Source organism: Stenotrophomonas maltophilia (assembly GCF_001274595.1).
Taxonomy (GTDB): domain Bacteria; phylum Pseudomonadota; class Gammaproteobacteria; order Xanthomonadales; family Xanthomonadaceae; genus Stenotrophomonas; species Stenotrophomonas forensis.
Genome location: NZ_CP011010.1, coordinates 315561 through 341559 on the forward strand (window position 1 = coordinate 315561; position 25999 = coordinate 341559).

Genomic DNA, 25999 nt, shown 5'->3' on the forward strand with positions numbered 1-25999 from the left:
CTCCTCAGCGGCCGGCCAGTGCGTCGACGATCTTCAGGCGCTTGGCACGCAGCGCCGGCAACAAGCCGACGATGATGCCGATCACCACGATCAGGCCCAGCCCCATCAGCCAGGTTGGCGTCGGCACGTGCGGTGGCAGCATGCCCATGCTCTTCGGGCTGATCGCGGGCAGCACCAGTGCGGCCAGGCCCATGCCGATCAGGCCGCCAAGGCCGATCAGCAGCACCGACTCCACCATCACCAGGGTCAGCACGGTGCTGTCCCTGAAGCCCAGCGTCTTCAGCGTGGCCAGTTCGGGCACGCGCTCGCGCACCGCCTGCGCCATGGTGTTGCCGGTCAGCAGCAGCAGGGTGAAGAACACCGCGCCCATGATCGAGGTGACGATCATGCCAATGTCGGCGAACTGCTTGACGAAGGCCTGCTGGAACGCCGACTCGGTCTGGGTCTTGGTCTCGTGGTCGGAGTTGGCCGAGATCGCATCGATGGCCTGCGCCACGCGCGAGGAGTGGTCGGGATTGTCCAGCGTCACCGTGTACCAGCTCACCTGGTTCTTGATGTAGTCGTTGGATTCATCGAAGTACTTCCAGTTCATCATCAACTGGCGTTCTTCGTTGGCGGCCAGCGCACGGTCCTTGGAGCGGTAGATGCCCTTCAGTTCCAGCGGCCAGTCGTTGCTGCCGCCGCGCGGGAAGATCGTGGCCTGCAGCGGGATGGTGTCACCGATCTTCCAGCCGAACTGCTTGGCCAGGGTTTCGCCGACGATGGCGCCGGTGCGGGTCTGCTTCCAGTCTTCCAGCTGCGCCGGGTCGATCTGCAGTTCGCGGTACACGTCGAAGTAGTTGGGCGACACCGAGAAGTTCGGGAAGAAGTTCTTCGGGTCCTGGTAGATGCCGCCGAACCACATGCCGTAGGCCACATCACGCACGCCGGCCACCTGGCGGATCTGGGTTTCAAGGCGGATCGGCAGCGACTGGGTGATCGACAGCCGCGAGGCCACCACCAGCCGGTTGGCCCCTTCCACGCTGCCGCCGGAATTGAAGGCCACGCGCACCGAGTCGAGCATGCCGAACAGCAGGAACGCAGCCACCACCGAGAGCAGGGTCAGCAAGGTACGTGTGCGGCTGCGGAACAGCTGCGCCCACACCAATGAAAAGTATTTCATCGCGGTGGCCTCCGTCAGTGGGCCAGCGGGGCGTCGGCCAGCTCGCCCTTGTCCAGGTGCACGGTGTGCGTGGCGTACTCGGCCGCCTTCGGGTCATGGGTGACCATGATGATGGTCTTGCCGTGCTCGCGGTTGAGCTGCTGCAGCAGGCCCAGGATCTCTTCGGCGGACTGGCGGTCGAGATCGCCGGTGGGTTCGTCGCAGATCAGGAAGGTGGGGTCGGAGACGATCGCACGGGCGATCGCCACGCGCTGCTGCTGGCCGCCGGACAGCTCATTCGGGCGGTGGCTGCGGCGGTCGGCCAGGCCGACCAGGGTCAGCGCGATCTCCGCATTGCGCTTGCGCTGCGCGGCGCTGAGGTGGGTCAGCAGCAGCGGCAGCTCGACGTTCTTCTGCGCGGTCAGCATCGGCATCAGGTTGTAGAACTGGAACACGAAGCCGACGTGGTGGCTGCGCCAGGTCGACAGCTGGCCGCCGCTCATCTGGTCGATGCGCTCGCCTTCGATGCTGATCTCGCCGCCGCTGGGGTTGTCCAGGCCGCCGATCAGGTTGAGCAGGGTGGTCTTGCCCGAACCGGAGGGGCCCATCAGCGCGACGAAGTCGCCGCGCGCGATGTCCAGGTCGATGCCGTGCAGCACCTGCACTTTTTCGGGGCCACGCTGGTAGGTCTTGGTGATGTTGCGCAGTGAAACCAGGGTCGACATGGGTGGTTCTCCACGGAAGGCGGGAAACGGGGCACTGCGCCCGCGGTGGCCGCGGGCGTGCGTCGAGCGGTGCTGCCGGCGGCGCGCGGGGGCGCCAGGCCGTTACTGCGCTTGTTTCTGTTGCACCTTGGCGCCATCGCGCAGGGTCTCCGGTGGATTGACCACCACCGACTCGCCCGCGCTCACGCCCTTGAGGATCTGGCGGTCCTTGCCCATCGCCTGGCCGGCCTCGACCGTGCGCTGCTGCAGGCGGCTGTCATCGCCCAGCACGAAGGCGACCGTGCTGCTTTCACGCTGCACCACCGCGCCGGCCGGCACGCGCACGCCCTGCGGCGTGCTGGCGGCCTGCGGTTGCGCCTGCTCCAGGAAGCTGACCCGCACGCCCATCTCCGGCACGATGCGCGGGTCCTTCACCTTCAGCGCGACGCGCACCTTCACCGTGGCCTTGCCACGGTCAGCGGTTGGAATGATGGCGATCACCTCGCCCGGAATCTTCCATTCCGGGTAGGCGTTGAGCGTGGCTTCCACCGGCATCTTCGGCTGCACGCGGCCGATGAAGGCCTCGCCGACCTCGACCTCGATCTCCAGCGAATCCATGTCGACGATGGTGCCGATGCCGGTACGGGTGAAGCCACCGCCGGCCGACAGCGGCGAGACGATTTCGCCCGGTTGCGCCGCCTTGGCGGTGACCACGCCGGAGAACGGCGCACGCACAACGTTGTTGTCCACGCCGAGGTCGGCGATGGCCAGCTGGTCGTGGGCGACCTTGACGTTGCGCTGGGCGGTGTCGAGCTGGGCGCGCAGGCTGTCACGCTGGGCCACGGCCTGGTCGTACTGCGAGCGCGAGACCAGCTGCTGGCCGACCAGTGCCTGCAGGCGGCTGGCTTCGGCCGAGGCCTGCTTCTGCTGCGCTTCCAGCCCGGCGACCTGGCTGCGCGCGGCCTGCAGCTGCGAGGCATACAGGCTGCGCTGCGCGTCGGCATCGATCGGGTCCAGCGTGGCCATGATCTGGCCCTGCTCCACGCGCATGCCTTCCTCGATCATCACCTCGCGCACCTTGCCGGTGATCTTGGCCGAGACCGTGGCCATGCGCCGGGCCACCACGTAGCCGCTGGCGTCGAGCACCGAACTGCTGGCGCTGCCCTGCTGGATAGCCACGGCAGGCGCGGTTTCCACTTCCACGGCCGGCGTGCGGCCGAACAGGAAGGCGATGGCGGCGGCGATCAGCAGCACCACCACGATGATCGCGATCCACAGCCAGCGGCGGCCACCGCCCCTGCCGCCGGAGGCAGTTGGCGGCGATTTGCGGTCGATACGGAGTTCCTTCAACAGCTCGGCAGAAGCGTTCATTCGTTCCATCACAGGCGTTCGGGCGGGTGTGGCCGGAAGCGCGGACGGCGGCGGTTCCGGCGAGGGAGCGTGCGGCACAGCATGAAGGCAGGTACGGCGATGATGGCAGTGACAGCTGTCATCCGATGACACTGACGGCGGCAACTGCGAAACGTGACCACGGCGGCACAGGATGGCAACGTCCCCGCTACCGGTACCGCCCATGGATCCGATCGCCCCGTCGCTGGCCCGCCTGCAGCAGGTGCAGGTGCGCTATCGCGACCATACCGCCCTGCATGGCATCGACCTGCAGGTCCGCGCTGGCCAGGTGCTGGCATTGCTGGGCCGCAACGGTGCTGGCAAGAGTACCGCGATCAGCGTGTTGTTGGGCCTGCGGCGGGCCGATGCCGGCGAGGTCGAGCTGCTCGGCGGCGACCCGCAGCAGCGCGCCAGCCGCCTGGGCCTGGGGGTGATGCTGCAGAGCACCAGCCTGCCGCCGATGCTGCAGGTGGACGAGTTGGTGGCGCAGGCCAGCGCCTGCTATCCCGAGCCCATGCCCTTGCAGGAGGTGCTGCAGCGCGCCGGCCTGCAGGCGCTGGCGCGGCGCCGTTACGGCCAGCTGTCCGGTGGCCAGCAACGCGCCGTGCAGTTCGCCATCGCGATCTGCGGCCGCCCGCGCGTGCTGTTCCTGGACGAGCCGACCACCGGCCTGGACATCCAGGCGCGGCAGGGGATGTGGCAGGCGATCCGGCAGCACGTGGCCGAGGGCTGCGGCGTGCTGCTGACCACCCATTACCTGGAGGAGGCCGAAGCGCTGGCGCAGCAGGTGGTGGTGCTGGAGCAGGGTCGCGTGCTGGCCGACGCGCCGCTGGCCGAACTGCGCCTGGCCGACCGGCCGCGGCGCATCCGGTGCCGCAGTGCGCTGGCCGTCGATGTGCTGCGGCAGTGGCCCGGCGTGCAGCAGGTGCAGCGCGAGGGCGAGCACCTGCAGCTGCTGGCCAGCCCGGCCGAGCCGGTGGTGGCGCGCCTGCTGGCCGCCGACGCACAGCTGTGCGAGCTGGAAGTACAGGGCGCGGCGCTGGCCGACGCTTTCCTCGACATGACCCGGGAGGCCGCATGAACACCGTGATCCGTACGCCTGCAGCCGCGCGCCCGGGATGGCGCCGCGCCCTGCGCCCCTACGCCGCTGAACTGCAGGCCGAGCTGCGCCGCGCCTGGCGCACGCCCGCGTTCGCGGTGCCGTCGCTGCTGTTCCCGGTGCTGTTCTACCTGCTGTTCGGCGTGCTGCTGGGGCGGGGCCATGCGCCGCTGTACCTGCTGGCCACCTACTGCGTGTTCGGCGCGATGGCGCCGGCCCTGTTCGGCTTCGGCGTGCAGCTCGCGCTGGACCGCGAAGGCGGCCTGCTGACCCTCAAGCGCGCGCTGCCGATGCCGGCAGCGGCACCGCTGCTGGCACGGCTGGCGATGGCGGTGATGTTCGCGCTGCTGGTGGCCGCGTTGCTGATCGGCGTGGCGCGCGTGCTGGGCGGCGTGCACCTGCAACCCGCGCAGATGCTGCAGCTGCTGGCGGTGGCCGGCCTGGCCGCACTGCCGCTGGGGGCGATCGGCCTGCTGATCGGCAGCCATGTCAGCGCCAGTGCGGCGCCGGCGATGGTCAACCTGGTCTACCTGCCGCTGGCCCTGCTGTCGGGGCTGTGGCTGCCGCTGTCGGCACTGCCTGCGCTGTTCTCGACGATGGCACCGCTGTGGCCGACCTGGCATCTGGCGCAGCTGGCGCTGCCGGTGGTCGGGCTGCCGTCGGCGGGCAGCATCGGCGGCCATCTGCTGGTGCTGCTGGCGGTGACCGTGGTGGCGTTGCTGCTGGCACGCCGCCGCCTGCGCCGGATCGGCTGAACTGGCATGATCGGCAACGTTCGTCCCCGCCTGGATCCTCCCGTGTCGTCGAGCTGGCTTGCGTCCCTGCTGCGCCCTGCGCCGGATTCGGCCGTGGCCGAACTGCTGCGACGTGGCAAGTCGCCCTGGAGCGGCGCGATCCACCTGCTGTGGTCGGTATGGATCTTCCTCACCCCGGTGCTGGGCAATGGCTTCACGCTGCGCTGGCTGCTGCTGACCCTGGTCAGCTATCCGCTGTTCCTGCTGCTCTACGCCAGGGTGATGCTGGCGCCACGGCACCATGGGTGGCGCTATGCGCTGGGCATGATCGTGCTGGCGCTGGTACTGCTGCCCTGGTACCCCTCGGGCTTGAGCTACTTCGTGTTCGGCTGCGTGATGATCCGCATGAGCGGGCGCAGCAGCTGGTGGGCGTACCTGCTGCAGCTGACCGGGCTGAACCTGCTGTTCTGTGGCACCGCGCTGTACTTCGGCTATCCGTGGCAGGCCATGGTGTGGATGCCAGCGGTGTCGTTCATTGTCGGGCTGGTGGTGAACGTGGAGGCCCTGAGCCAGCAGCGCGACGTTGCCCTGCAGCTGTCGCAGGACGAAGTCCGGCGGCTGGCGACCACCGCCGAGCGCGAACGCATCGGCCGTGACCTGCATGACCTGCTCGGCCACACCCTGTCGCTGATCACGTTGAAGCTGGAGCTGGCGCGCAAGCTGCACGACCGTGGCGACGCGCGCGCGCGGCAGGAGATCGGCGAGGCCGAGGCGATCGCCCGCGAGGCGCTGGCACAGGTCCGCAGTGCGGTGACCGGCATCCGCGCCAGTGACCTGGCCGGTGAGCTGGCCTCGGCACGCCTGCTGCTGGAATGCCAGCAGGTGCACCTGCAGTACACGACGCCGCCACCGATGCCGGTGGACGTGGAACGTGGACTGGCGCTGGTGCTGCGCGAAGCAGCCACCAATATCGTGCGCCATGCGCAGGCGACCCGGGTGCAGGTGGATTTCATGCTTGAGGAACGACAGTTGGCGATGCAGATACGCGATGACGGGCGCGGTGGCGTGCAGGCCGAGGGCAATGGACTGTGTGGCATGCGCGAACGGGCGGCGGCGCTGGGTGGCCAGTTGACGCTGCAGTCTCCGCGCGGAGAAGGCACGGTGCTGACCGTGCGCGTGCCGTTGGTGGCCGCCAGTACGCCGTTGCCGCCGGCGTCATTGGCACCGGGCGGTGCGGCATGATCCGCATCCTGCTGGCCGAAGACCAGGCGATGGTACGGGGTGCGTTGTCGGCGCTGCTGGGCCTGGAGCCTGATATCGAGGTACTGGGCAGCGCCGCCGACGGCGAAGCCGCATGGCGGATGCTGCAGCAGCTGAAGCCGGACATCCTGGTGACCGACATCGAGATGCCTGGCCTGTCCGGGCTGGAACTGGCGCAGCGCATCGCCCGCCATGAGCTGCCGATCAAGGTGGTGATCGTGACCACCTTCGCCCGTGCCGGGTTCCTGCGTCGCGCGTTGGAAGCCGGCGTGCTGGGCTACCTGTTGAAGGACGCACCGGCCGAAAACCTGGCCGACGCGCTGCGCAAGGTGAACCAGGGCATCCGCGCGATCGACCCGCAGCTGGCGCTGGATGCATGGTCGCAGGCCGACCCGCTGACCGACCGCGAGCGCCGGGTGCTGCGGCTGGCGGGCGAGGGCCGCACGGCCAGCGAGATCGCCGAGCAGCTGGGGTTGTCGCACGGCACGGTGCGCAATTACCTGTCCGAGTGCATCGGCAAGCTGGGCGTGGCCAATCGCATCGAGGCGTATCGGCTGGCGCGGCAGAAGGGGTGGTTGTAGTGGCGGCTTGCTGTTTGCGTGATGTCGTTTCCGCGACCGCGGGGGGGTGTCACTTTCTTTGCTCGTGCAAAGAAAGTAACCAAAGAAACACGCCGCCGGCCGCGAGCCGGTGCTACGCACCGGTGCCCTGCGCTTCTCGGGGAATCAGGGGACGGCGCCGAACTCGCTGCGCTCAGACACCGGCGCCTCTTCGCCCCTGATTCCCCTGCGATTCTCGGCTCGCTTGAAGGCGGACCCAACGTCAAAGACCACAGCTGCACCCAGTAGATCCACGCCATGCGTGGATGCCGTTGCCGTTGATCTTGACCTTCCAGTCCGCCTTCAAGCGAGCCGAGCACCGCAGGTCCGGCGAGGGCGAAGAGGTGCGGGTGTCTGAGCGCAGCGAGTTCCCGCACCGTCCCTCGACGGGCCGAGGAGCGCAGGGCACCGGCGTGCGAAGCACGCCGGCTCGCGGCCGGCGGAGCGTTTCTTTGGTTACTTTCTTTGCGCGCAAAGAAAGTGACACCTCCCCGCAGGCGCGGAAACGATCCGCCGGGAACTCCCGGCGAACCCGATCAATCCTTCCCGCGCGCCATCGCCTGGAACACCCCGTCACGCCGCACCCACAGGTGGAACAGCGCCGCCCCCACGTGCATCAGCACGGTGGCGAACAATACATAGGCCAGCAGGCTGTGCGCGTTGCGCAGCGCGGCATACAGGGCCGGGGTGTGCGGCACGATCGGCGGCAGGTGCAGGCCACCCCACAGCACGATCGGGTAACCGCCGGCCGACAGCATCGCCCAGCCGATCAGCGGCATCGCCAGCATCAGCGCGTACAGCATCCAATGCGACGCCTTGGCCGCCATCACCTGCCACACCGGCAGATCGGCCGGCAGCGGCGGCGGGCGATGGCGCAGCCGGTTATACAGGCGCAGCAGCACCAGCAGCAGGATCGCGATGCCCAGTGGACGGTGCAGGTCGATCAGCACGGGGCGCAGATGCAGCGAGGCGACCATGGTCACGCCGATGAACAGCATGGCGATGATCATCAGCGCCATGGACCAGTGCAGTACCCGCGCCAGCAGGTTGAAGTGGCCATTGCTGGTGCTCATCGTGCGGCCTCCTTCGGTTGCTCCACGTTGCCGCTGGCGCGCTCGCGTTCGCGGCGGTTGAACGACTGCGAGTACACGGCCGAGCGTGCGGCCAGGATCGGATCGCCGCTGCCGCGCACGCCGCTGGGCAGGATCAGTGGATCGAAGTTGATCTGTCCGCAGGCGCCTTCTTCCTGCGACTGCATGCGGTCCAGGCTGAGCACGCCGGCCACCACCTGTTCACGCGACTCGGGCCACGCTACCGACGGATCATCGATGGCGTCGCCGGGCTCGGCGATGCTGACGACCAGGTTCCAGCGCACCGGACCACTGGCCAGGCGCTGCTGCAGTTCCTGGCTGAGGAAATCGACGCTGGCCTGCTTGCGCGTTTCGGCGTCCATTTCCACCACCGGCGCCTGCGGCTGCCAGCGCCAGCGCACCGCGCGCTTCTGGCCCTGCGCGTTGGTGAACCAGAAGCTGTTGACACTGTTGAAGGTGGTGTCGGCCCAGCTGCTGGTCCACGGCGCGGTCTTGGCCCATTGCTGGAAGGCCTGTGCACTAGGGTACTTCGCCAGCACGGCCGCCATCTTCTGCGGGTCGGGCTTGCCGGTGGCCGGGTCGGGAATGGAGGCGCGGGTCTGCTCGAAGAACGCCTCGGCATCGGGAACGGCGAAGAACGGGAAGCTGTTCATCGCCATGCGCCATTCCTGGCCGTCATCGCTGACCATCTGCACGGCGATGCTGCGGACGCGTGCGGTGTTGTCGGCGCCGTAGGGATCGCCGCCGCCGATCGACAGCCGCCCCATCACCGGCACGCGCGGTTGCGAGAACACCCGTGCGCTGGACAGCGTCGGCGCCTGCGCGCTCGGTTCGAACCAGCCGCTCACGCAGATGCCCTTGCTGTGCGCACGGCGGAAGCCGGGATGCGCCGGGCCGGTGGCTTCGATGGTGTCGGTGAAGCGCTGCGCGGTCAGGCGGTTGCCGATCCAGCCGGCCAGCCAGGCGAAGGTCAGTGCGACGGCACCCAGGATGAGCGCGATCAGGGCGATCCAGAGCAGCGGCGAATGCCTGCGCGGTGCGCCTGGCGCCTGGCCGGCGCGGGTATAGCGGAAGAGCGACATGGTCGGGTTCCTGCCTTCACGGAGCGTGTGGGTGGTCGACCCGCACATCCTCGCAGAACCCTTCCAGGCCCGGTATTCAAATTTTCGTCAAGTTTGCCGGGGAAGGCGTGCCGACCAAGGTCGGCACCCACCCGATCAGCTGTAGCGCGCCTTCAGCATCGCCCACGCCGAACGCAGCGCCAGCGCTTCGCCACCGGCCGGACGGCCCGGTCGCTCGCCGTCGTTCCAGGCATAGACGTCCAGATGCGCCCAGCGCTGGCCGTCTTCCAGGAAACGTTCCAGGTACAGCGCGGCCGTGACCGAGCCGGCCATGCGCGAACCGGCATTGGCCAGGTCCGCGATGCCACTGGTCAGGTAACGCAGGTAGGGGCGCCACAGCGGCATGCGCCAGACCGGGTCGCGGGTCGCGTCGCCGGCCTGCAGCCACTGCTGGGCCACGCTGTCATCGTTGCTGAACAGTGCCGGCAGGTCCGGGCCCAACGCGATGCGTGCGGCACCGGTGAGGGTGGCGAAGTCCAGCACCAGGTCGGGTTTCTGCTCGCTGGCGAAGGTCAGCGCGTCGCACAGGATCACTCGGCCTTCGGCGTCGGTGTTGTCGATCTCCACGCTCAGGCCCTTGCGCGTGGCGATGACTTCGCCCGGGCGGAAGGCATCCGGGCCGATCGCGTTTTCCACCGCCGGCACCAGCAGGGTCAGCCGCACCGGCAGCCCGCGCGCCATCACCAGGCCGGCCAGGGCCAGCGCGTGCGCGGCGCCGCCCATGTCCTTCTTCATGTTGCGCATGCCGTCGGCCGGCTTGATGTCCAGGCCGCCGGTGTCGAAGCACACGCCCTTGCCGACCAGCACCAGTGCCGGGTCGGTGTCCTTGCCCCAGCGCAGCACGACCAGGCGCGGAGCGCGGTGCGAGGCGCGGCCCACGGCGTGGATGGCCGGGAAGTTCTGCTTCAGCAGCGCATCGCCGGTGATCGCCTCGACCTCGGCGCCATGCGCGTCGGCCAGCGCACGTGCGGCGTCTTCCAGCTGCTGCGGACCCATGTCCTCGGTCGGGGTGTTGACCCAGTCACGCACGCGCAGGCTGGCGGTGATCAGGTCGGCCGCTTCGCCGGTGGGGGCGGCCACCAGCTGCGCCGGCGCACGGTGGCGCTTGCGGTAACGGTCGAAGCGGTAGCTGCCCAGGCCCCAGCCGAGCTGCATCAGCGCCTGTTCGGCGGCCGGCAGTTCGCTGGCCAGCTGCCACACGCTGCCTTCCGGCAGGGCGTGCGGAGCGTGCGAGTAGCTGTAGGCGTCGGCGCGATCACCGACGCCGATCACCGCACCGGCCAGGCCGTCGGCACCGGGCAGCAGCGCGGTGCTGAAGGCGCCGGCAGTAAAGCCCTGCGATGCCAGCCAGGCCTGGGTGGCGGCCGGCTGGCCGTCCTTCCAGGCCGCGAACTGCTCGCGGTCCAGCACGTACAGCGGCAGCGCTGCGGTGGCGTCGGTGGTGAAACCAGTGATCTCGCTCATGCGTCAGATACTCCGGGGTGCGGCAGCGTCGAGGTTGGCATCCAACCAGTCGGCCAGGCCGGTGAGGGTGTCGAACTGCAGGTCCGGCTGCAGCTGCGGATGGGTCCAGGTGGCGGCTTCACGGTTGATCCAGCATCCGCGCAGGCCTGCGGCGATTGCCCCGGCCACATCCATCTCGGCATGGTCGCCGACATGCAGCACCTGTGCCGGTGCCACACCCAGGCGGGTGCAGGCGGCGTGGAAGATGCTGGCCTCGGGCTTGGCCGCGCCGTGTTCGCGCGCGCCCAGCTGGAAGGCGAAATGATGGGCCAGGCCGATCCGTTCCAGATCGGCGTTGCCATTGCTCAGTGCTGCCACCGGCACCCGCGCGGCAATCCGCGCCAGTGCCTCGATCGCATCGGGGTAGCACTCCACCTGGTTGCGCGCGGCGTAGAACACTTCATACGCCGGCTCCAGCAGGTCGAGGCTGGCGCCGCTGCCGTGCAGGGCTTCGTGCAGGGTCAGCCGGCGCAGTGCGCTCAGGTCGTGATGGAGATGCGGATGGGCGTGGTACAGGCGCTCGCGCAGTTCGCGCATGGCCGCCACCGGATACATCGCGGCGGTGGCGGGGCTGTGTTCACGCATCCACTCGTGCAGGACCAGGTCGATGCGGGCGCCGATCGGAGCGAACGGCCACAGCGTGTCGTCAAGGTCGAGGGTGATGGCTTGGACGGGGAAATTCACCCCGCCATTCTACGCCTGCGCGCGCGGGCTTTCATTCCAGCAGGCGCGCCCAGCCCTGCATGCCGTCCAGCCGTGCCAGCACCAGCTTGATGCACACCAGCAGCGGCACTGCCAGCAGCAGCCCGATCATGCCCCAGGCCCAGCCGAACACCATCAGTGCCAGGATCAGCACCAGTGGCGACAGCTTCATGCGCCGCCCCAGCACGATCGGGGTCACCACCTGGCCCTCCACGGTATGCAGGGCCAGGTAGGCCGCCGCCGGCAGCAGCGCCTGCAGCGGGTCGCTGAATTCCACGAAACCCATCAGCAGCATCAGCGCCACGCCGATCAGGGGGCCTACATACGGCGCGAAATTGAGCAGCGCCGCCACCGTGCCCCACAGCAGTGCGTCCTGCAGGCTGATGCCGAACAGCATGAGGACGCCGGCGAACACCAGCCCGACCAGGGTATTGATCACGCTGATGGTCAGCACGTAGCGCGAGACCTCGCGCTCGATCGAACGCAGGATGTCGCTGGTGAAGCGCTGTTGCTGGCGGTTCGGGAACAGCGCGATCGCCGCGCGCTGCAGGTTCTGCCCGTAGATCATGAAGAACAGGGTCAGCAGCACCACCGCCAGCACCGAGGCGGCCAGCCGTGGTGCACGGGTCAGCATGCGGTACGGGTCGTCGAGCTGGGTGCGGATCACCTGCACCTTGCGGTTGCTGTCACCGCCGGCGACGCGCGCGAAGTTCTCTGCGGCCTGGTTGGCCTGCTGCACCGGCTTGGTCAGGTCCTGTACCTGGCGCGCGACCTTGCGCAGCTGCTGCGGGGCTTCCTGTGCCCACTCCATCGCCGGGCCGATCAGCTGCACCGCCAGCGCACCGGTCACGCCGAGACCGGCGCCGAGCACCAGCAGTGCGCCCAGCGCACGTGGAATCCACAGCTTCTGCAACAGGCGCAGGATCGGGTTGCCGACCAGCGCGAAGAACATCGCCAGCAGCACCGGCAGGATGATGTCCTGTGCGGCCCACAGGGTGTAGCCCACCGCCAGCGTGGCCAGCACCACCAGCGACATCGGCCCGCGCGGGCGCGACGGTGGCGGCAGCGGCGCCTCGGGCAGTTCGGGGCCGGCCGCTGACGGGGACAGGAGGGGCTCGCTCATCGACGCATCAACCGGGAAGGGAAGCGCATTATCCGCCGGCCGCGATCGGCGCGGCGGATTCCATCCATCAACGTTCTGACAGCTCAGTGGCTGCTTCGGCCGGACGCGGCTCGCGCAGTTCCGGTTCCGCCGCCGGCTGTGCTGCCGGTGCCTGGCGCGCGGCGGATGCCGATGCGGCCGCCTGTGCCTGTTCGCTGGCATCGTCGGCTTCTTCGGCGGCATCGTCGGCGGTGGCTGCGGCCTGTGCCGCCATGGCCGTAGCGAACGCGGCCTGCGCGCTGGCGAACAGGTTCGAGACCGAGCCCACCATCTGCAGCCAGCGCGCACCGTTGACCTTGCCCGGCACTTCCAGCTTGCCGGCGATGAAGCCGCCGGCCAGGCCGACCACCACGATGCGCAGCGGCGACCAGCCCTGGCGCCAGACCTGGCTGAGCGTGGACCAATGGTCCTGGGTCTCGACCAGTCGCACCGTCACCACCTGTTCGCAGCGTTTCACCCGCCGCTGCAGCGCACCGAACTTCATGGCTTGCCCTCCGGCAGCTGCACATCGGCATCCGGGTCATCTTCGCTGGGCTCGTCGAACAGGCCCAGGCGTGACAGCTGGCGCCGGGTGGCGTGCATGCCGGTGTGGTGGAAGAAGTAGGACACCCGCCAGATCGCATAGCCGGTCACGGCCAGGCTCAGCAGCGAGGTGATCAGCAGGGCCTGCAGCCAGCTCAGGCCCCAGCTCTGCAGCAGGGCGATGAGGGTGGCCGCCATCAGCAGCCAGGCCGACGCACCGAACACGATTGCCACGCCGGCCCAGGCCAGCGCGCGGCCGAACGCACTCCGCGCCAGTGCGAAGTCGGCCGAAGCCAACCGGCGCAACGAGCGCAGCGAATGCTTGGCCGAATCGGCGGCGGCACGGCCGGCCGCACCGACCTGGCGGATGCTCTCATCCAGCGGCGGGGTGGCCGCCGGATCAGGCGCTTGCGCGTTGTCTTCGCTCACGCTGCGGCTTACTTGTCGCTGCTGCCGCGGGCCAGCTTGGCGATGATCCAGCCGGCGGCGAAGGCGACGCCGAACGAGGCCAGCGGACGTTCGCGGATCAGCTCAGCGGCGCTGTCGATCAGATCCTTGCCCTTGTCCATCAGCGCATCGACCTGTTCCTTGGCGGCGGCACCACCGAACTCGGCGGCGGCCAGGCCGGACAGCGCGCTGTCGGACAGTTCGGCCTTGACGTTGGCCTTGCCGATGCGCAGTTCATCGGTCGCAGCACCGGTTGCGCCCTTGATCGCACCGCCGGCGGCCGTGGCGGCCTGCTTCAGGTGGGAACCGGCTTCACCCAGGTGTTCCTTCAGGTTCTCGGTATTGGTGGGGCTCATCGAATCACTCCTGTTGCGATGGGGGAACGGGTGTCGGCGGTGCCGACCTGGGCTGACAGCAATAGCATTGCCGGGGTATAGGGGGTGTTACGGCGGGGCGATCAGCGCATCACGAGCTGGCCCTGCTGCTGGCCGTTGTTGCGCAGCACGCGCAGTACCAGGGTCGGCGGGCGCTGCTGGAAGTTGGCACGCCAGCTGGCCAGGTCGGCGAATTCACCCACCGTGGCGTCGGTGATGATGTCGCCCTGCTGCAGGCCGTTGCTGGCCGCGCGACTGCCGCGCTTGACCTCGCTGACCAGTACGCCGCCAACGCCCGACTGGCGCAGCGATTCGGGCAGGTCGACGAAGGTGGCGCCGCCCAGGCGCGGGTCCAGGCTGTCGCCGGTCACTGCACGTGCCTGCTCCTTCAGCGTCGCCTTGATCTGCAACGGCTTGCCTTCGCGGCGCACGTCCAGCGTCAGCGGGCTGCCGACCGCGGCCAGGCCTTCCACGTTGTGCAGCGCCTCGGCGCTGTCCACGCGCTGGCCATTGGCTGAGACCACCACGTCGCCTGGTTTCAGGCCAGCGGTCGCGGCGGCCGAACCGGCCAGCACGCGGGTGATCAGCGCGCCGCGGCTTTCGCCCAGGCCCAGGCCCTGCGCGATCTGCGCGGTCAGGTTCTGGCTCTCCACGCCCAGCGTGCCGCGCACCACCACGCCATGCTTGACCAGCTGGTCGACCACGCTGCGCGCCAGGTTGGAGGGAATCGCCAGGCCCAGGCCGATATTGCCGGCCATGCTGCCCTGCGGATTGAAGCTGGCGGTATTGATGCCGACCAGCTGGCCCTGCAGGTCGACCAGCGCGCCGCCGGAGTTGCCCGGATTGATCGACGCATCGGTCTGGATGAAGTTCTGGTAGCCCAGGCCGCGGATGCCGCTGCGGCCCACGGCGGAGACGATGCCGGAGGTAACCGTCTGGCTGAAGCCGAACGGGTTGCCGATGGCCACCACGAAGTCGCCCACCCGCAGCTGGTCGCTGTTGCCGAGCTTGATGTCGGTCAGGTTCTGCGCCGGGATGCGGATCAGCGCGATGTCGGTATCGCGGTCTGAACCGAGGAACTCGGCCTTGACCGTGCGCCCGTCGGCCAGCGTCACCTGCACGTCATCGGCATTGTCGATGACGTGGTGGTTGGTCAGCACCAGGCCTTCCTTGGCGTCGATGATCACGCCCGAGCCCAGCGATTCATTGATGCGTTCCTGCGGGATGTCCGGGAACAGGCGGCGGAAGAACGGGTCGTTGAAGAACGGGTTGCGTACGCGCACCACCTGCTTGGTGTTGACGCTGACCACTGCCGGCATCGCCTTTTCCAGCATTGGCGCCAGCGAGGGCACCGCCTGTCCGGCCACCGAGGCCGGCAATGCCGCGGTGGTCGGCAACACCGCCGGCAGCGGTGCGGCATCGGCGCGGTTGTCCAGGTGTGCATTGAGGCCGGTGGCAACGAAGCCACCGAAGGCAGCGGCGATTGCGAGCGTGAGCAGGGTGGGGAGCGGTCGCATGGGCGTCGGTTCGCAGGCGTGGGTGGGGGCGGTTCGGCCCTACGGTAAAACAAGCTGAATGAGTGTGTCGCGATCTGGATAAATGCGCCATGAAAACCGCGTGCCCGGCAGGCGGATCCGAATGCCGGCGGCGAGGCCAAAGCGACCGTCATGGCAGCGATGCGTGCACTGCCGAAGGTGGCCGACCGCGAGCTGGACACAGACGGATACCTGCGCAGTTCCGCGCAACCGAGTGCCGCAATGCGCCACAACCTGCGCGGATCAGCGCATCGGTGCCGGCCACTGCGGTGCTGCCCATCCTGCGTGTGGCGTGTGTGGCGCAGTCCTTAAAAAAAGGGGTTTGCTGCAAAGCAGTCGTGCTGGCGACCGTGCCTGGCTACACCATTGCCGTCGCAGCAGATGCGATTGGTGGCGTGTGCCCCGTTCCACGATCGTCAATGTCGGTATAGCATCGCCCCGTTTTGATACTAAAGGCCCCCAGGAGGGCAACATGAGCAACGGTAATGGTAATGGTGTGTCGGTCGTGACCGACGCCGTCGAGAACGTCAAAGAAGCCGCCACCAATGTTGGCGAGACCATCGCCCACGCCGCCGAAGACGCCGTGAAGTCGGTCAAGAAGACCGTCAAGCGCGCCACCAAGGCTGCCGGTACCCGCGTTGCCAAGGCCAAGAAGGCCGTGGCCAAGGTCGAGAAGACCGTTGCCAAGAAGGCCGAGAAGGCTGCCAAGTCGGTCGGCAAGACCGTTGCCAAGGCCAAGCAGAAGCTGGAAGCCGCCAAGAAGAACGCCAAGGCCGAAGCCGCTGCCCTGAAGAAGGAAGTGGCCAAGAAGAAGGCCGCTGCGGGCAAGGCTGTGACCAAGAAGGCCGCCGCTGCCAAGAAGACCACCAAGGCCGCCACCAAGGCTGCCGGCAAGAAGGTCGCCACCGTGAAGAAGGCCGCCACCAAGAAGGCTGCCGTGGCCAAGAAGACTGTTGCCAAGAAGGCCGCGGCCGCCAAGAAGGTGGTCGGCAAGAAGGTCGCCACCGCCAAGAAGGCTGTGGCCAAGAAGACCGTCGCCGCCAAGAAGGTCGCCGGCAAGAAGGCCGTGGCTGCGAAGAAGGTTGTCGGCAAGAAGGTTGCCGCCACCAAGAAGGTCGCCACCAAGAAGACCGCTGCGGCCAAGAAGGTTGTCGGCAAGAAGGCGGCCGTTGCCAAGAAGGCCGTCGGCAAGAAGACCGCTGCGGCCAAGAAGGTCGTCGGCAAGAAGACCGCCGTCGCCAAGAAGGCGGTTGGCAAGAAGGTTGCCGCCACCCGCAAGACGGTCGCCAAGAAGGCTGCACCGCTGAAGAAGGTCGCCGCCAAGAAGGCTCCGGCCAAGAAGGCCGTGCGCAAGGTCGCCAAGCGCAAGTAATCGCGCCGTGACCGAAGGCCCTGCCACCCTCCGGGTGGTGGGGCCTTTCGCGTTTCTGGGACATGGCCTGGGGCAAGATGCAGGCTCTTCCCGCCGGAGTGCCGAGCATGCGCGGTATCGACTTCAGTTCCTGGCAGGGCGTGCTGTCCACCTTGGCCGGCCTGGTCCTGATCACCCTGCTCGGCGTGGGCATCCGCCTGCTGGTGATGCAGACCCTGCAGCAGCGTCGCGAGCGCGAGAACCGGCAGATCAATGAGCGGCTGCGCACGCTGATGGCCGCCTACAAGACCCTGGGCGGTTCGTTCACCGGCGAACTGGGGGTGGACCCCAGCCATCGCCGCGACCTGCGCCAGCGCGAAGATGCCGAAGGCATCGCCGAACCGCGTTCGGACCGCGCCCGCCGCATCCGCGATGCGGTCGAGGCGGCACTGTCGGACATCCTGCTGCTGGGCACCGACGAACAGGTGCGGCTGGCCGCGCGCGCCGCCAACGAACTGGCACAGGGTCGGCCGGTGCACACCCACGACCTGGTGGTCTCGCTGCGTGACTTCGTGCGCGAAGCGCTGGACCTGGCGCCGATCCCGGCCGGCCTGCAGATTCCGCCGCAGGGGCCGACCCGGCCCGGCGCCAGCGGCAAGGGCCGCAATGACGGCGATGCCAAGGGCGGTCGTTCCGGTGGAGGCGGCGGTGGCGGTGGCGGTGGAATGGGGGCCGGCATGGGCCTGGGTGCCGGCGCCGCACTGGGCGCCGGCCATGCCGCTGCCAGCGATGACACGGACGCGCGCTGAGCGCGCCCACACCCTTCAGGGCGTAAGTTCGTAGATCGGCACGAAGCCGCCGAAGATCATCCGCGCGCCGTCGAACGGCATCGGATTCTTCGACGGGTCCAGCCGCGGATCTTCCATCATCTTCTGCATGCCGGCGTCGCGGGTCGCCTTGTCCGGCCATTCGATCCAGGAAAACACCACCGTCTCATCCGGCGTGGCCTTCACTGCGCCGAAGAAGTCGGTGGTCTTGCCGCGTGGCACGTCGTCACCCCAGCACTCGACCACGCGCAGGGCACCGTATTCGATGAAAACGGGATCACCCGCGCGCGCATGGGCGAGGAACTTCTCCTTGTTGGCGGTAGGCACCGCCAGGACGAAACCATCGATGTAGCTCATTGCCTGCCTCCGGATGGACCGTGCCGCATGCACGGCCTTCAAGTACCCGACGAACCAGGGCGGCGTGGATCGACACCCTGGCGATGCCTGTTCAGCCCGGGCCACCGGGCAGCGGCGCCAGCATCGTATCCGGCGGTTGCCGGCCGGCCAGGTGGCGCACGAAGTAGTCCCACATGCGGTGCGTGTAGGTAGCGTCGTTGCGGAACAACTCATGGTCCTGGCGGGCCAGGTACAGCAGGTCATACTCGCGCTGGGCCTTGTTCAGGGCGGCGGCCAGCTGCAGGGTCAGCGCCGGTGGCGCGTTCTCGTCCAGTTCGCCATAGACCAGCAGCAGATGCCCGCGCAGGTTGCCGGCCAGCGCGGCATTGTCGAGTCCGGCAAACGGCGCCGGCACGCCATCGGCCATGGCCGTAGCCGGCAGCACGCCGCCGAACAGCCGGTCCATGCCGTGCAGGGCGCCACCATACATGCCCTGGAAATTGTGGCTGCCGGCCGAGGCCACGCCCACCTTGTAGAACGCCGGGTAGCGCAGCAGGGCGCGCGCCGCGCTGTAGCCACCGAACGAATGCCCATAGATGCCGACCCGCTGAAGGTCGATGCCCGGGTAGCGTTCGCCCAGCTGGCGCAGCGCCGCCACATGGTCATCCAGCTGCACATCGGCGGCGCGCAGGAAGCTGACGTCATGGAATGCCTTGTCGCGGCCGCCGGTACCGCGCGCATCGATGCTGACCACCACGAAGCCAAGCTCGGCCAGGCTGGCCCGTGACACCGGATTCAATGCGGACACCGCTTCGGCGTAGGTCACCGGCGCATTGCTGATGAAGGCGCCGCCGTACATCGCGTCGATCACCGGGAAGCTGCCATCATCGCGATAGTCACGGGGCAGGTAGACGGTGGCGAAGATCGGCGTGCGCCCATCGGCGGCCAGCAGCCGCTCGCGCCGTGGTGCGCGCCAGCCTGCCGCAACGATCGCGCTGTCATCGGCTGTTTCCAGCACCATCACTTCACGGCCGTCATCGCTGGCCCGCAGCACGGTGCGTGGTGGCTGGTCGAGACGGGAAACCGTATCCACCAGATAGCCACCGCCAGGCGACAGTGCCTGCGGCGCGCGTCCGCCGAACAGCGAGCCGGTGCCGGCATCGGCCAGGTGGTCGTTGCCATCGGCGGCCAGGCGCTGGATCGGCCCGCCCTGCAGCGATACCCGGTACAGGCCGCGCACGTAAGGGTCGCCACCGTCCACGCCGCCGGCACTGAAGTAGGCCCAACCGCCTGCGCCGTCCACGCCCAGCAGGTCGCGTACCACCCAGGGGCCACGGGTCAGCTGGGCCAGCACCTTGCCGTCGGACAGCCGCACCCGGTACAGGTGGCCGCGGCCGTCGCGCTGCGAGAACCACACGGCGGTGTCCTGCCCGGGCAGGATCGCCACGGCCGGTCGGTTGTACGAATACACGTTGAGCTGCAGGCGGGTGTCGCTGGCTTCCTCCAGTACGGTGCGCACTGCACCGCTGCCGGCTTCGATCTCCACCAGGCGCAGGCGCCGTGGCGTCCCGAAGTGTGCGATCACCGCGTACAACCGGCCGCCCTCCCAGCCCAGCACGCCGGCTTCGCTGAGCGTGTTCCAGCCCTCGGGCAGCGCGATGTCGTGCTGTTGACCGCTGCGGGTATCCACCACGTACAGGCTGTCGCGCACCTGCTGGGCATCACCCAGCACGCCCAGTTTCACCGCATGCACGCGTGGGCGCGCGCTGTCGGCGGGCGTGCTTTCCAGATAGGGATAGTCCAGCAGGGCACGCTCGTCATAGCGGATGCCGGCCACGTAGCGGCCATCCGGTGACCAGGCGACCGCGAACGGTCGCATCGGCATCCGGCCCTGCCGGCGCGGAATGCCACGCAGGGCGAAGTCCGGCAGCACGCCATAACCATGGCCGGGTTCACCGCCGGCTGTCAGCGCGCGTGCCACGGTTCCTGGCGAGTGCAGCCATAGATCGTGGCCGCGCACCTGCAGCCACGCATCGCCAACGGGTGAAGGCAGTGCGTCGGCCGGCGGCAACGGATCCTGCGCGCGCGCGCATTGCCAGCGTGGCCACTGGCAATCGATCGGCACCTCACCGTTGAAACGCAGGCGCAGGCCAGCGTCGACCACCTGCACGCTGGCCAGGCGCAGGCGTGGCCCGCTGGCAGCGAAGGGGGCCACCGCTGTGTCCAGCGCGGTGGGCTCGAACAGGATCTGGCGACGGGCCGTTGCCGGATCGACCAGCACGGCCTGGCGCCGGCCCTGTGCGTCTTCGCGCTCGTACCAGAAGCGCCCGTCGGGCAGCCAGTTCGGCAGTACCGACGCATTGCGCAGTGCACCGCGCAGATGACTGTCGTGCACGCGTTCGGCGCGTTGGTAGTCGCTGGCCTGCAATGCATGTGCAGGCGTGGAAGAAAACAGCGCAGCGCTGGCCAGTACGGTCGCGCGGACCATCTTCTGAAGCGGGTCGGGCAGGTGCAAGGCAACCTCCTGTTGCAATCGTCGAGGGATCACAAATGCACGCGCGGCGCGCGCGTATGCCAGAGAGAGCCTGAATCAAGGCAAAAAATTCAGCAATGCGAAGACCGCTGTTTTCAGGGAGCGTTGTGGCGAATAACGGAGAATTTACATTCCCGATGCGATGGCGCCCTGGCGCTGCTGCACACCATAAGAAAGTAAAGGTGTACCCCCATGAAGAATTCGCTGATTGCTCTGGCCCTGGCCGCTGCCCTGCCGTTCACCGCTTCGGCCGCTGAGAACCTGTCCTACAACTACGCCGAAGCCAACTACGCCAAGACCGACAACGATGCGTTCAAGTCCGATGGTTGGGGCGTGAAGGGTTCCTACGGCTTCCTGCCGAACTTCCATGCCTTCGGTGAGTACAGCCGCCAGGAATTCGACCACACCAACGTCAAGCTGGACCAGTGGAAGATCGGTGCCGGCTACAACGTTGAAATCGCTCCGTCGACCGACTTCGTTGCCCGCGTTGCCTACCAGAAGCTCGACCAGAAGCACGGTCTGGACTTCAACGGCTACAGCGCAGAAGCCGGTGTTCGCACTGCCTTCGGTGCCCACGCCGAAGTCTATGGCCTGGTCGGCTACGAAGACTACGCCAAGAAGCACGGCGTCAATCCGGATGGCCAGTGGTACGGCCGCCTGGGTGGTCAGGTCAAGCTGAACCAGAACTGGGGCCTGAACGGCGAGCTGAAGATGAACCGTCACGGCGACAAGGAATACACCGTCGGCCCGCGCTTCAGCTGGTAATAGCTGCCCCGGCGCGATCGCGCGCTGGAAAAGCTTCAACAGGCCCGGCTTCTGCCGGGCCTGTTGCGTTTGCGAAGGCGCAAAACCGAATGCCATCTGACTGATGGGTCAGGCAGGCCTGGCATTGCAAGGAATTGGATTCCGCCGCTGCGGGCTCCGTTCTACCGTGTCTGTCCCATGTTGCTGGACATGCCCCCCATGCCGCCCGCACTTCCACCCTTGCTTCCCGACCGGCCCCAACGCCTGGCATTGCTGGACCCGCATCCGGTATTGCGATTGGGCGTGGAAGTGCTGTTGCGACAGCAGAGTGGCGTGCAGGTCCGGGTGAGCCTGTCCAGCGAGGCGCATCTGCTGCAGCTGCTGGAGCGCAGCCCGACCTGTGTGGACCTGCTGCTGATCGACGCGCTGCCGATGGGCGATCTGGGCGATGGATTGGCCCTGCTGCGCCGCTTGTCGCAACGCTGGCCGGCGCTGCCGGTGCTGGTGTTGTCGGCACACTGCAACGCCAGCACGGTGACCACCAGCATGCGTGCCGGCGCGCGTGGCTTCCTGTCCAAGTCGACCGCGCCGGATGTGTTGCTGCACGCGATCGACGTGGTGGCCCGCGGAGGATGCTTCGTGCCACCGGAGCTGCGTGCGGAACTGAACGCATCACGCGCGCGCAGCACCCCGGCGCCGGTGCTGGCGCCGTTGAGCCGACGCGAGCGCGAAGTGCTTGGCCTGGTGCTGAAAGGGGTCAGCACCGGCGAGATGGCGCTGCGATCGGGGCGTTCGGCCAGCACGATCAGCTCGCAGAAAACCTCGGCCTACCGCAAGCTCGGCATCCGCGGCGACGGCGACCTGTTCCGCTTCCGCCACCTGCTCGATTGCGGATGAGCGGGCTTATTCGCCCTGGTACTGCTTCTCTTCCACCAGCACCGAACCGGCCACGCGGTTGATTTCGTTCTTCACCTGCACGCGTTCGCCGTTGGTGCCATAGACGCCACGCGCCAGCTGGATGAACGCATCGTCGAACACCTGGGCCGCTTCCTTGTCGCGCAGCTGGTCCTGGATGTCCCACATGCGCTCGTTGATCACCTTCAGCTGCTGCTTCAGCGCGGCCAGCTCCGGCTGCGCCTGCAGCAGCTGCTGCAGCAGCGGCAACAGGCCATCCAGCTCGGTATGGATGTTGGCCAGCTTGGCGGCATCGTCGATGCGCTCGACCTTGATCTCGAGAATGGTGATCTTGTCGATCAGCTCGCCGATCGATACCGGGGTCAGGATGGCGTCCACGTGGTTGGTTCCTGGTAACAGGCCAGCATGATAACGCGCCCATGCCGATGCGCCGCTCCTCCACGGGATTTACGCCGAATTTGCGCTGCGGGCGGGGCAACGCCCTCGATCCGTTACGGCCCGGCCCCCGACACTGCCGTCCCGGCGGCACGACCGCCTTCGACGAGGAAAACAGTGCAGTGAACAGCAAGGGGACGATGGCGGCCATGGTGGCCGCCCTGGCAGGGCTGCTCGCAATCGGCAGTGCGCAGGCCCAGGTACAGGTCAGTGGCAGCGCGGCGTTGACCAGCGACTACGTGTGGCGTGGCAGCTCGCAGAGCGACGGTGACCCGGCGGTGCAGGCCGGTGCGAAAGCAGCCATCGCATCGGGCTGGTACGCCAGCGTGTGGGGCTCGAACGTTTCGTTCAAGCCGGACAATGGCGCGCGCAGCGAGTTCGACCTGGTGGCGGGCTGGTCCGGCACGCTCGCGCCGGACTGGGCGCTGGATGCCAACCTGACCCGCTATGTGTACCCGGGCACCGGTCGCGCGCTGGACTGGACCGAACTCAACACCACGCTGACCTGGAAGCAGCGCGCCTGGCTGCAGCTCGCACACTCCAACGACGCGCTGGCCGGCGGCCATCGCGGCACCTATGCCCAGCTGGGCGTACGGGTGCCGCTGCACGAGCGGGTCCGCCTGGAAGCGGCGGTGGGCCAGTACTGGCTGGCCACCGCGCAGGGGCCGGATTACCTGCATGGCCAGCTCAGTGCGGTTGCCACGCTGGCGCCGGCATGGGAACTGCGCGCCACCGTGCACGACACCGACAGTGCGGCCAAGCGCCTGTTCCCGGGCAATGCCGGTGGACGCTGGGAGCTGGCGCTGCAGGGCAGCTTCTAGTTCGACGCCGCAGCCTGGCGCGCGCGCAGCGCGCCGGGCAGCCACAGCAGCAGGGCCAGCACCGCCACCGCGGCACCGGCCACGCACACGCCGGTCCAGCCGAAGCGCTGGTAGACCTGCGCCGACAGCAGCGAGCCCAGCGAACCGCCGATGAAGTAGCCGGTCATGTAGCCGGCATTGAGCCGGTTGCGTGCGGCAGGCTGCAATGCATAGATCAGGTTCTGGTTGCTGACGTGCAGCAACTGCGCGGCCAGGTCCAGCACCACCACGCCGACCAGCAGCGCCAGCAGCGAATGTGCAGACAGCCCCAGCGGCAGCCATGACAGCAGCAACAGCACCAGTGCGATGGCGGTGGCGCGGCCAGTCTGCCCGCGATCGGACATGCGCCCGGCCAGGCCCGCGGCCAGCGTACCGGCGGCACCGACCAGTCCGAACAGGCCGATGGTGGCATCGCTGTATTCATACGGCGGTTGTGCCAGCAGGAAGGCGAGCGGGGTCCAGAAGATCGCGAACATGGCGAAGCTGCAGGCACCGAGCAGGGTGCGCTGGCGCAGCACCGGTTCCTGTACGAACAGCACGCCGATCGAGCGCAGCAGCGCGAAGTAGCCCAGGCCGGCGCTGTGATGGAAACGCGGCAGCCCGCGCTGCAGCGCCAGCGCGGTCAGCACCAGCGTGCCGGCGGCGATCGCATACACCAGGCGCCAGTCGCCCAGGCTGGAAAGCAGGCCGGCCACGGTGCGTGCCAGCAGGATGCCCAGCAGCAGGCCACTCATCAGCGTGCCGACCACCCTGCCCCGATGCTCCGGCGCGGCCAGCGTGGCGGCGAACGGCACCAGCACCTGCGCCACCACCGAGAACAGGCCGGTGATCGCGGTGCCCACCAGCAGCCAGGTCAGCGACGGTGCGCAGGCGCTGATCACCAGGCCGCCCGCCGACAGCAGGCTCATCACCACGATCAGGCGGCGGCGTTCGAACAGGTCTCCCAGCGGCACCAGCAGGATCAGCCCGGCGGCATAACTCAGCTGCGCAGCGGTGACCACCATGCCGACCTGGCCGAACGGCACGCCGAAGGCATCGGCGATGGTGTGCAGCAGTGGCTGCGCGTAGTAGTTGCTGGCCACCGCGACACCGGTGGCGACCGACATCAGCAGCACCTGCCAGCGATGCAGTGGGGGGAGAGTGGGGCTCACGCGATGTTCCAGAAAGCGGGGTGCACAGTGTCCGCCTGCTGCAGTCATGATGGAAATGAATCATCATCATCCCTGTCATCTGGAATTGAGATGGTTGCGTGAATCTCAAGCAGCTCGAATTCGCCGTGGCCCTGGCCGAGGAGGGCAACTTCACCCGTGCCGCCGAGCGCTGCCACGTGGTGCAGTCCGCGCTCAGCCACCAGATTGCCTACCTGGAGCAGGAACTGGGCACGCCGCTGTTCGAGCGCCTGCCGCGCCAGGTACGCCCGACCGCCGCGGGTGAGGCGCTGCTGGTGCATGCGCGCCAGGTGCTGGCCAGCCTGCGCCACCTGCGCGCCGACGTGGCCGCCGTCAGTGGTGAAGTACGCGGGCTGCTGGCGATCGGTCAGATTTCGTCGCTCACCGACATCGACGTGGTGGCGATGCTGGCTGCCTTCCAGCAGGCGCACCCGCAGGTGGAGTTCCAGCTGCGGGTAGAGAAAAGTGAAGTGCTGATCGCGCAGGTGCAGTCGCGCGAGCTGGATGTGGCACTGGTCGGGTTGGCGCCGTCGGCGGCGCTGGACGGCGTCTGCCACCGCATGCTGCAGGAGGAGGATCTGGTGGCGGTGCTGGCGCCGTCGCACCGGTTGGCCAGGCGCAAGCGGCTGCCCCTGGCCGAACTGCAGGATGAGGCACTGGTCGACTTCCCGCGCGGTACCGGCGCGCGCCGTCAGACCGATGAGGCGTTCGCTGCTGCGGGACTGCCGCACACGGTGCGCTTCGAGGTCAACCTGATGGAACTGGTCGAGCGTTTCGTCCGCCACGGGTTGGCGGTCGGCATCGTGCCGGCGTTGATCGCCGACGGTTTCGAGGGCGTGGTGCAGATTCCGCTGCAACCCACCCCGACCCGCCGCGTGCACCTGGTCTGGCAGCGGGTGCCGACGCCGGCGGCGCGCGCGTTCGTCGAGGCCGTGCTCAGCCGCGCAGGCGCAGGCTCAGGCCCTTGAGGAAATTGCGCAGCATCTGGTCCAGGCAGCGCCGGTAGTTGGCATGGCCGGGCTGGCGGAACAGTGCGCCGACTTCCGACTTGGATGCCTTGAAACCGGCGCTGGCGAAGATCTCCATCAGGTCCACGTCACGCAGCTGGAAGGCCACCCGCAGCTTCTTCAGCACCAGGTTGTTGTCGATGCGGGTTTCCACCGCACGCTGCGGCTGGCTCTCGTCGCGGCCGCGCAGGTGCACGATCAGGCCATCGAGGAAGTGCGCCAGCGCGCTGTCGCTCATTGCTTCGAAGCCGGCTTCGTCCTCGCGGCGCAACCAGGCCTTGACCTGCTCGGTATCCACGGCGAACGCCGGATCGGCCATCTGGCACAGGGTCACCACGTGGTGGTCGCCCAGGTCCAGGGAGTAGCGCACGCTGCGCAGGACATCGTTGTTGATCATGGCGCAATTGTACCGGTCACCCCGACAGGTGGGGCCGGATCT

At 68.1% G+C, this 25999-nt stretch carries 27 protein-coding genes; 10 read left to right on the top strand and 17 right to left on the bottom strand.

Features of this window, described 5'->3' with window-relative positions:
• Window positions 1–4 precede the first annotated feature (4 nt).
• The 3 genes from VN11_RS01410 to VN11_RS01420 form a co-directional block, all read right to left on the bottom strand.
• Complete coding sequence (locus VN11_RS01410) at window positions 5–1162, bottom strand: ABC transporter permease (protein WP_004153798.1); 1158 nt, start codon at window positions 1160–1162, stop codon at window positions 5–7.
• 14 nt (window positions 1163–1176) lie between these two features.
• Window positions 1177–1866: an ABC transporter ATP-binding protein gene (locus VN11_RS01415; protein WP_004153799.1), complete on the bottom strand. Its 690-nt coding sequence runs from the start codon at window positions 1864–1866 to the stop codon at window positions 1177–1179.
• A gap of 102 nt (window positions 1867–1968) precedes the next feature.
• Entirely contained in the window at window positions 1969–3216 is a 1248-nt protein-coding gene (locus tag VN11_RS01420) for an efflux RND transporter periplasmic adaptor subunit (RefSeq protein WP_053448539.1), read from the bottom strand.
• 202 nt (window positions 3217–3418) lie between these two features.
• On the opposite strand from VN11_RS01420, the gene VN11_RS01425 reads away from it, so the two are divergent.
• Genes VN11_RS01425 through VN11_RS01440 form a run of 4 tightly spaced genes read left to right on the top strand, consistent with a single transcriptional unit; the run spans window position 3419 to window position 6908 of the window.
• The gene (locus tag VN11_RS01425; RefSeq protein WP_053448540.1) at window positions 3419–4315 is read left to right on the top strand and encodes an ABC transporter ATP-binding protein; all 897 of its coding nucleotides are present in this window, start codon (window positions 3419–3421) and stop codon (window positions 4313–4315) included.
• Window positions 4312–5088: an ABC transporter permease gene (locus VN11_RS01430; RefSeq protein WP_053448541.1), complete on the top strand. Its 777-nt coding sequence runs from the start codon at window positions 4312–4314 to the stop codon at window positions 5086–5088. The genes VN11_RS01425 and VN11_RS01430 overlap by 4 nt, the downstream gene beginning before the upstream one ends.
• A 6-nt stretch (window positions 5089–5094) precedes the next feature.
• On the top strand, window positions 5095–6309 hold the full coding sequence (locus VN11_RS01435) for a sensor histidine kinase (protein ID WP_053448542.1): 1215 nt from the start codon (window positions 5095–5097) through the stop codon (window positions 6307–6309).
• Window positions 6306–6908, top strand: coding sequence for a response regulator transcription factor (locus tag VN11_RS01440; protein ID WP_008268231.1), 603 nt, complete (start codon window positions 6306–6308; stop codon window positions 6906–6908). Before VN11_RS01435 ends, VN11_RS01440 begins: the two co-directional genes overlap by 4 nt.
• Window positions 6909–7462: 554 nt before the next feature.
• On the opposite strand, the gene VN11_RS01445 is transcribed toward VN11_RS01440, so the two are convergent.
• The 9 genes from VN11_RS01445 to VN11_RS01485 all read right to left on the bottom strand — a co-directional run bounded on the left by VN11_RS01445 (window position 7463) and on the right by VN11_RS01485 (window position 15365).
• Window positions 7463–7999, bottom strand: coding sequence for a cytochrome b (locus VN11_RS01445; protein WP_053448543.1), 537 nt, complete (start codon window positions 7997–7999; stop codon window positions 7463–7465).
• A complete protein-coding gene (locus tag VN11_RS01450; protein WP_053448544.1) occupies window positions 7996–9099 on the bottom strand; it encodes a catalase family peroxidase in 1104 nt (367 codons plus the stop codon). Before VN11_RS01450 ends, VN11_RS01445 begins: the two co-directional genes overlap by 4 nt.
• 135 nt (window positions 9100–9234) lie before the next feature.
• The gene (locus VN11_RS01455) at window positions 9235–10602 is read right to left on the bottom strand and encodes a leucyl aminopeptidase family protein (RefSeq protein ID WP_053448545.1); all 1368 of its coding nucleotides are present in this window, start codon (window positions 10600–10602) and stop codon (window positions 9235–9237) included.
• A gap of 3 nt (window positions 10603–10605) precedes the next feature.
• On the bottom strand, window positions 10606–11325 hold the full coding sequence (locus tag VN11_RS01460) for an HAD family hydrolase (protein ID WP_004153832.1): 720 nt from the start codon (window positions 11323–11325) through the stop codon (window positions 10606–10608).
• Between the two features lie 31 nt (window positions 11326–11356).
• On the bottom strand, window positions 11357–12466 hold the full coding sequence (locus tag VN11_RS01465; RefSeq protein WP_040006610.1) for an AI-2E family transporter: 1110 nt from the start codon (window positions 12464–12466) through the stop codon (window positions 11357–11359).
• Between the two features lie 67 nt (window positions 12467–12533).
• Window positions 12534–12989: a hypothetical protein gene (locus VN11_RS01470; RefSeq protein ID WP_053448546.1), complete on the bottom strand. Its 456-nt coding sequence runs from the start codon at window positions 12987–12989 to the stop codon at window positions 12534–12536.
• The gene (locus VN11_RS01475) at window positions 12986–13456 is read right to left on the bottom strand and encodes a phage holin family protein (protein ID WP_004153834.1); all 471 of its coding nucleotides are present in this window, start codon (window positions 13454–13456) and stop codon (window positions 12986–12988) included. Before VN11_RS01475 ends, VN11_RS01470 begins: the two co-directional genes overlap by 4 nt.
• An 8-nt stretch (window positions 13457–13464) precedes the next feature.
• Window positions 13465–13830 carry a hypothetical protein gene (locus VN11_RS01480; protein WP_004153835.1) on the bottom strand — a complete coding sequence of 122 codons (366 nt, stop codon included), beginning with the start codon at window positions 13828–13830 and terminating at the stop codon, window positions 13465–13467.
• A 101-nt stretch (window positions 13831–13931) separates the two neighbouring features.
• Window positions 13932–15365 carry a Do family serine endopeptidase gene (locus VN11_RS01485; RefSeq protein ID WP_053448547.1) on the bottom strand — a complete coding sequence of 478 codons (1434 nt, stop codon included), beginning with the start codon at window positions 15363–15365 and terminating at the stop codon, window positions 13932–13934.
• A 490-nt stretch (window positions 15366–15855) separates the two neighbouring features.
• Here VN11_RS01485 and VN11_RS01490 point away from each other — a divergent pair, with 490 nt between their 5' ends.
• Complete coding sequence (locus VN11_RS01490; RefSeq protein WP_053448548.1) at window positions 15856–16755, top strand: hypothetical protein; 900 nt, start codon at window positions 15856–15858, stop codon at window positions 16753–16755.
• A gap of 107 nt (window positions 16756–16862) precedes the next feature.
• On the top strand, window positions 16863–17543 hold the full coding sequence (locus tag VN11_RS01495) for a hypothetical protein (protein ID WP_053448549.1): 681 nt from the start codon (window positions 16863–16865) through the stop codon (window positions 17541–17543).
• 15 nt (window positions 17544–17558) lie between these two features.
• Here the strand turns inward: VN11_RS01495 and VN11_RS01500 are convergent, their stop codons facing one another.
• Both VN11_RS01500 and VN11_RS01505 read right to left on the bottom strand, forming a co-directional pair.
• A complete protein-coding gene (locus VN11_RS01500) occupies window positions 17559–17918 on the bottom strand; it encodes a DUF1428 domain-containing protein (RefSeq protein ID WP_053448550.1) in 360 nt (119 codons plus the stop codon).
• A gap of 91 nt (window positions 17919–18009) precedes the next feature.
• Window positions 18010–20412: a S9 family peptidase gene (locus tag VN11_RS01505; protein WP_053448551.1), complete on the bottom strand. Its 2403-nt coding sequence runs from the start codon at window positions 20410–20412 to the stop codon at window positions 18010–18012.
• A 210-nt stretch (window positions 20413–20622) separates the two neighbouring features.
• Between VN11_RS01505 and VN11_RS01510 the strand changes: the two genes are divergently transcribed.
• Window positions 20623–21195, top strand: coding sequence for an Ax21 family protein (locus VN11_RS01510; RefSeq protein ID WP_004153841.1), 573 nt, complete (start codon window positions 20623–20625; stop codon window positions 21193–21195).
• Between the two features lie 198 nt (window positions 21196–21393).
• On the top strand, window positions 21394–22071 hold the full coding sequence (locus tag VN11_RS01515; protein ID WP_238581842.1) for a response regulator transcription factor: 678 nt from the start codon (window positions 21394–21396) through the stop codon (window positions 22069–22071).
• A 6-nt stretch (window positions 22072–22077) separates the two neighbouring features.
• Here VN11_RS01515 and VN11_RS01520 read toward each other — a convergent pair whose 3' ends face one another.
• Window positions 22078–22467, bottom strand: a complete 390-nt coding sequence (locus tag VN11_RS01520; RefSeq protein ID WP_053448552.1) for a DUF6165 family protein — start codon at window positions 22465–22467, stop codon at window positions 22078–22080.
• A 179-nt stretch (window positions 22468–22646) separates the two neighbouring features.
• On the opposite strand from VN11_RS01520, the gene VN11_RS01525 reads away from it, so the two are divergent.
• Entirely contained in the window at window positions 22647–23345 is a 699-nt protein-coding gene (locus VN11_RS01525) for a TorF family putative porin (protein WP_053448553.1), read from the top strand.
• On the opposite strand, the gene VN11_RS01530 is transcribed toward VN11_RS01525, so the two are convergent.
• Entirely contained in the window at window positions 23342–24490 is a 1149-nt protein-coding gene (locus VN11_RS01530; protein ID WP_337999991.1) for an MFS transporter, read from the bottom strand. The genes VN11_RS01525 and VN11_RS01530 overlap by 4 nt on opposite strands.
• A gap of 143 nt (window positions 24491–24633) precedes the next feature.
• Between VN11_RS01530 and VN11_RS01535 the strand changes: the two genes are divergently transcribed.
• The gene (locus tag VN11_RS01535; protein ID WP_053448555.1) at window positions 24634–25521 is read left to right on the top strand and encodes a LysR family transcriptional regulator; all 888 of its coding nucleotides are present in this window, start codon (window positions 24634–24636) and stop codon (window positions 25519–25521) included.
• On the opposite strand, the gene VN11_RS01540 is transcribed toward VN11_RS01535, so the two are convergent.
• Window positions 25490–25957: a DUF1456 family protein gene (locus tag VN11_RS01540; protein ID WP_008265228.1), complete on the bottom strand. Its 468-nt coding sequence runs from the start codon at window positions 25955–25957 to the stop codon at window positions 25490–25492. The two genes, VN11_RS01535 and VN11_RS01540, sit on opposite strands and share 32 nt — an antisense overlap.
• Between the last annotated feature and the right edge of the window lie 42 nt (window positions 25958–25999).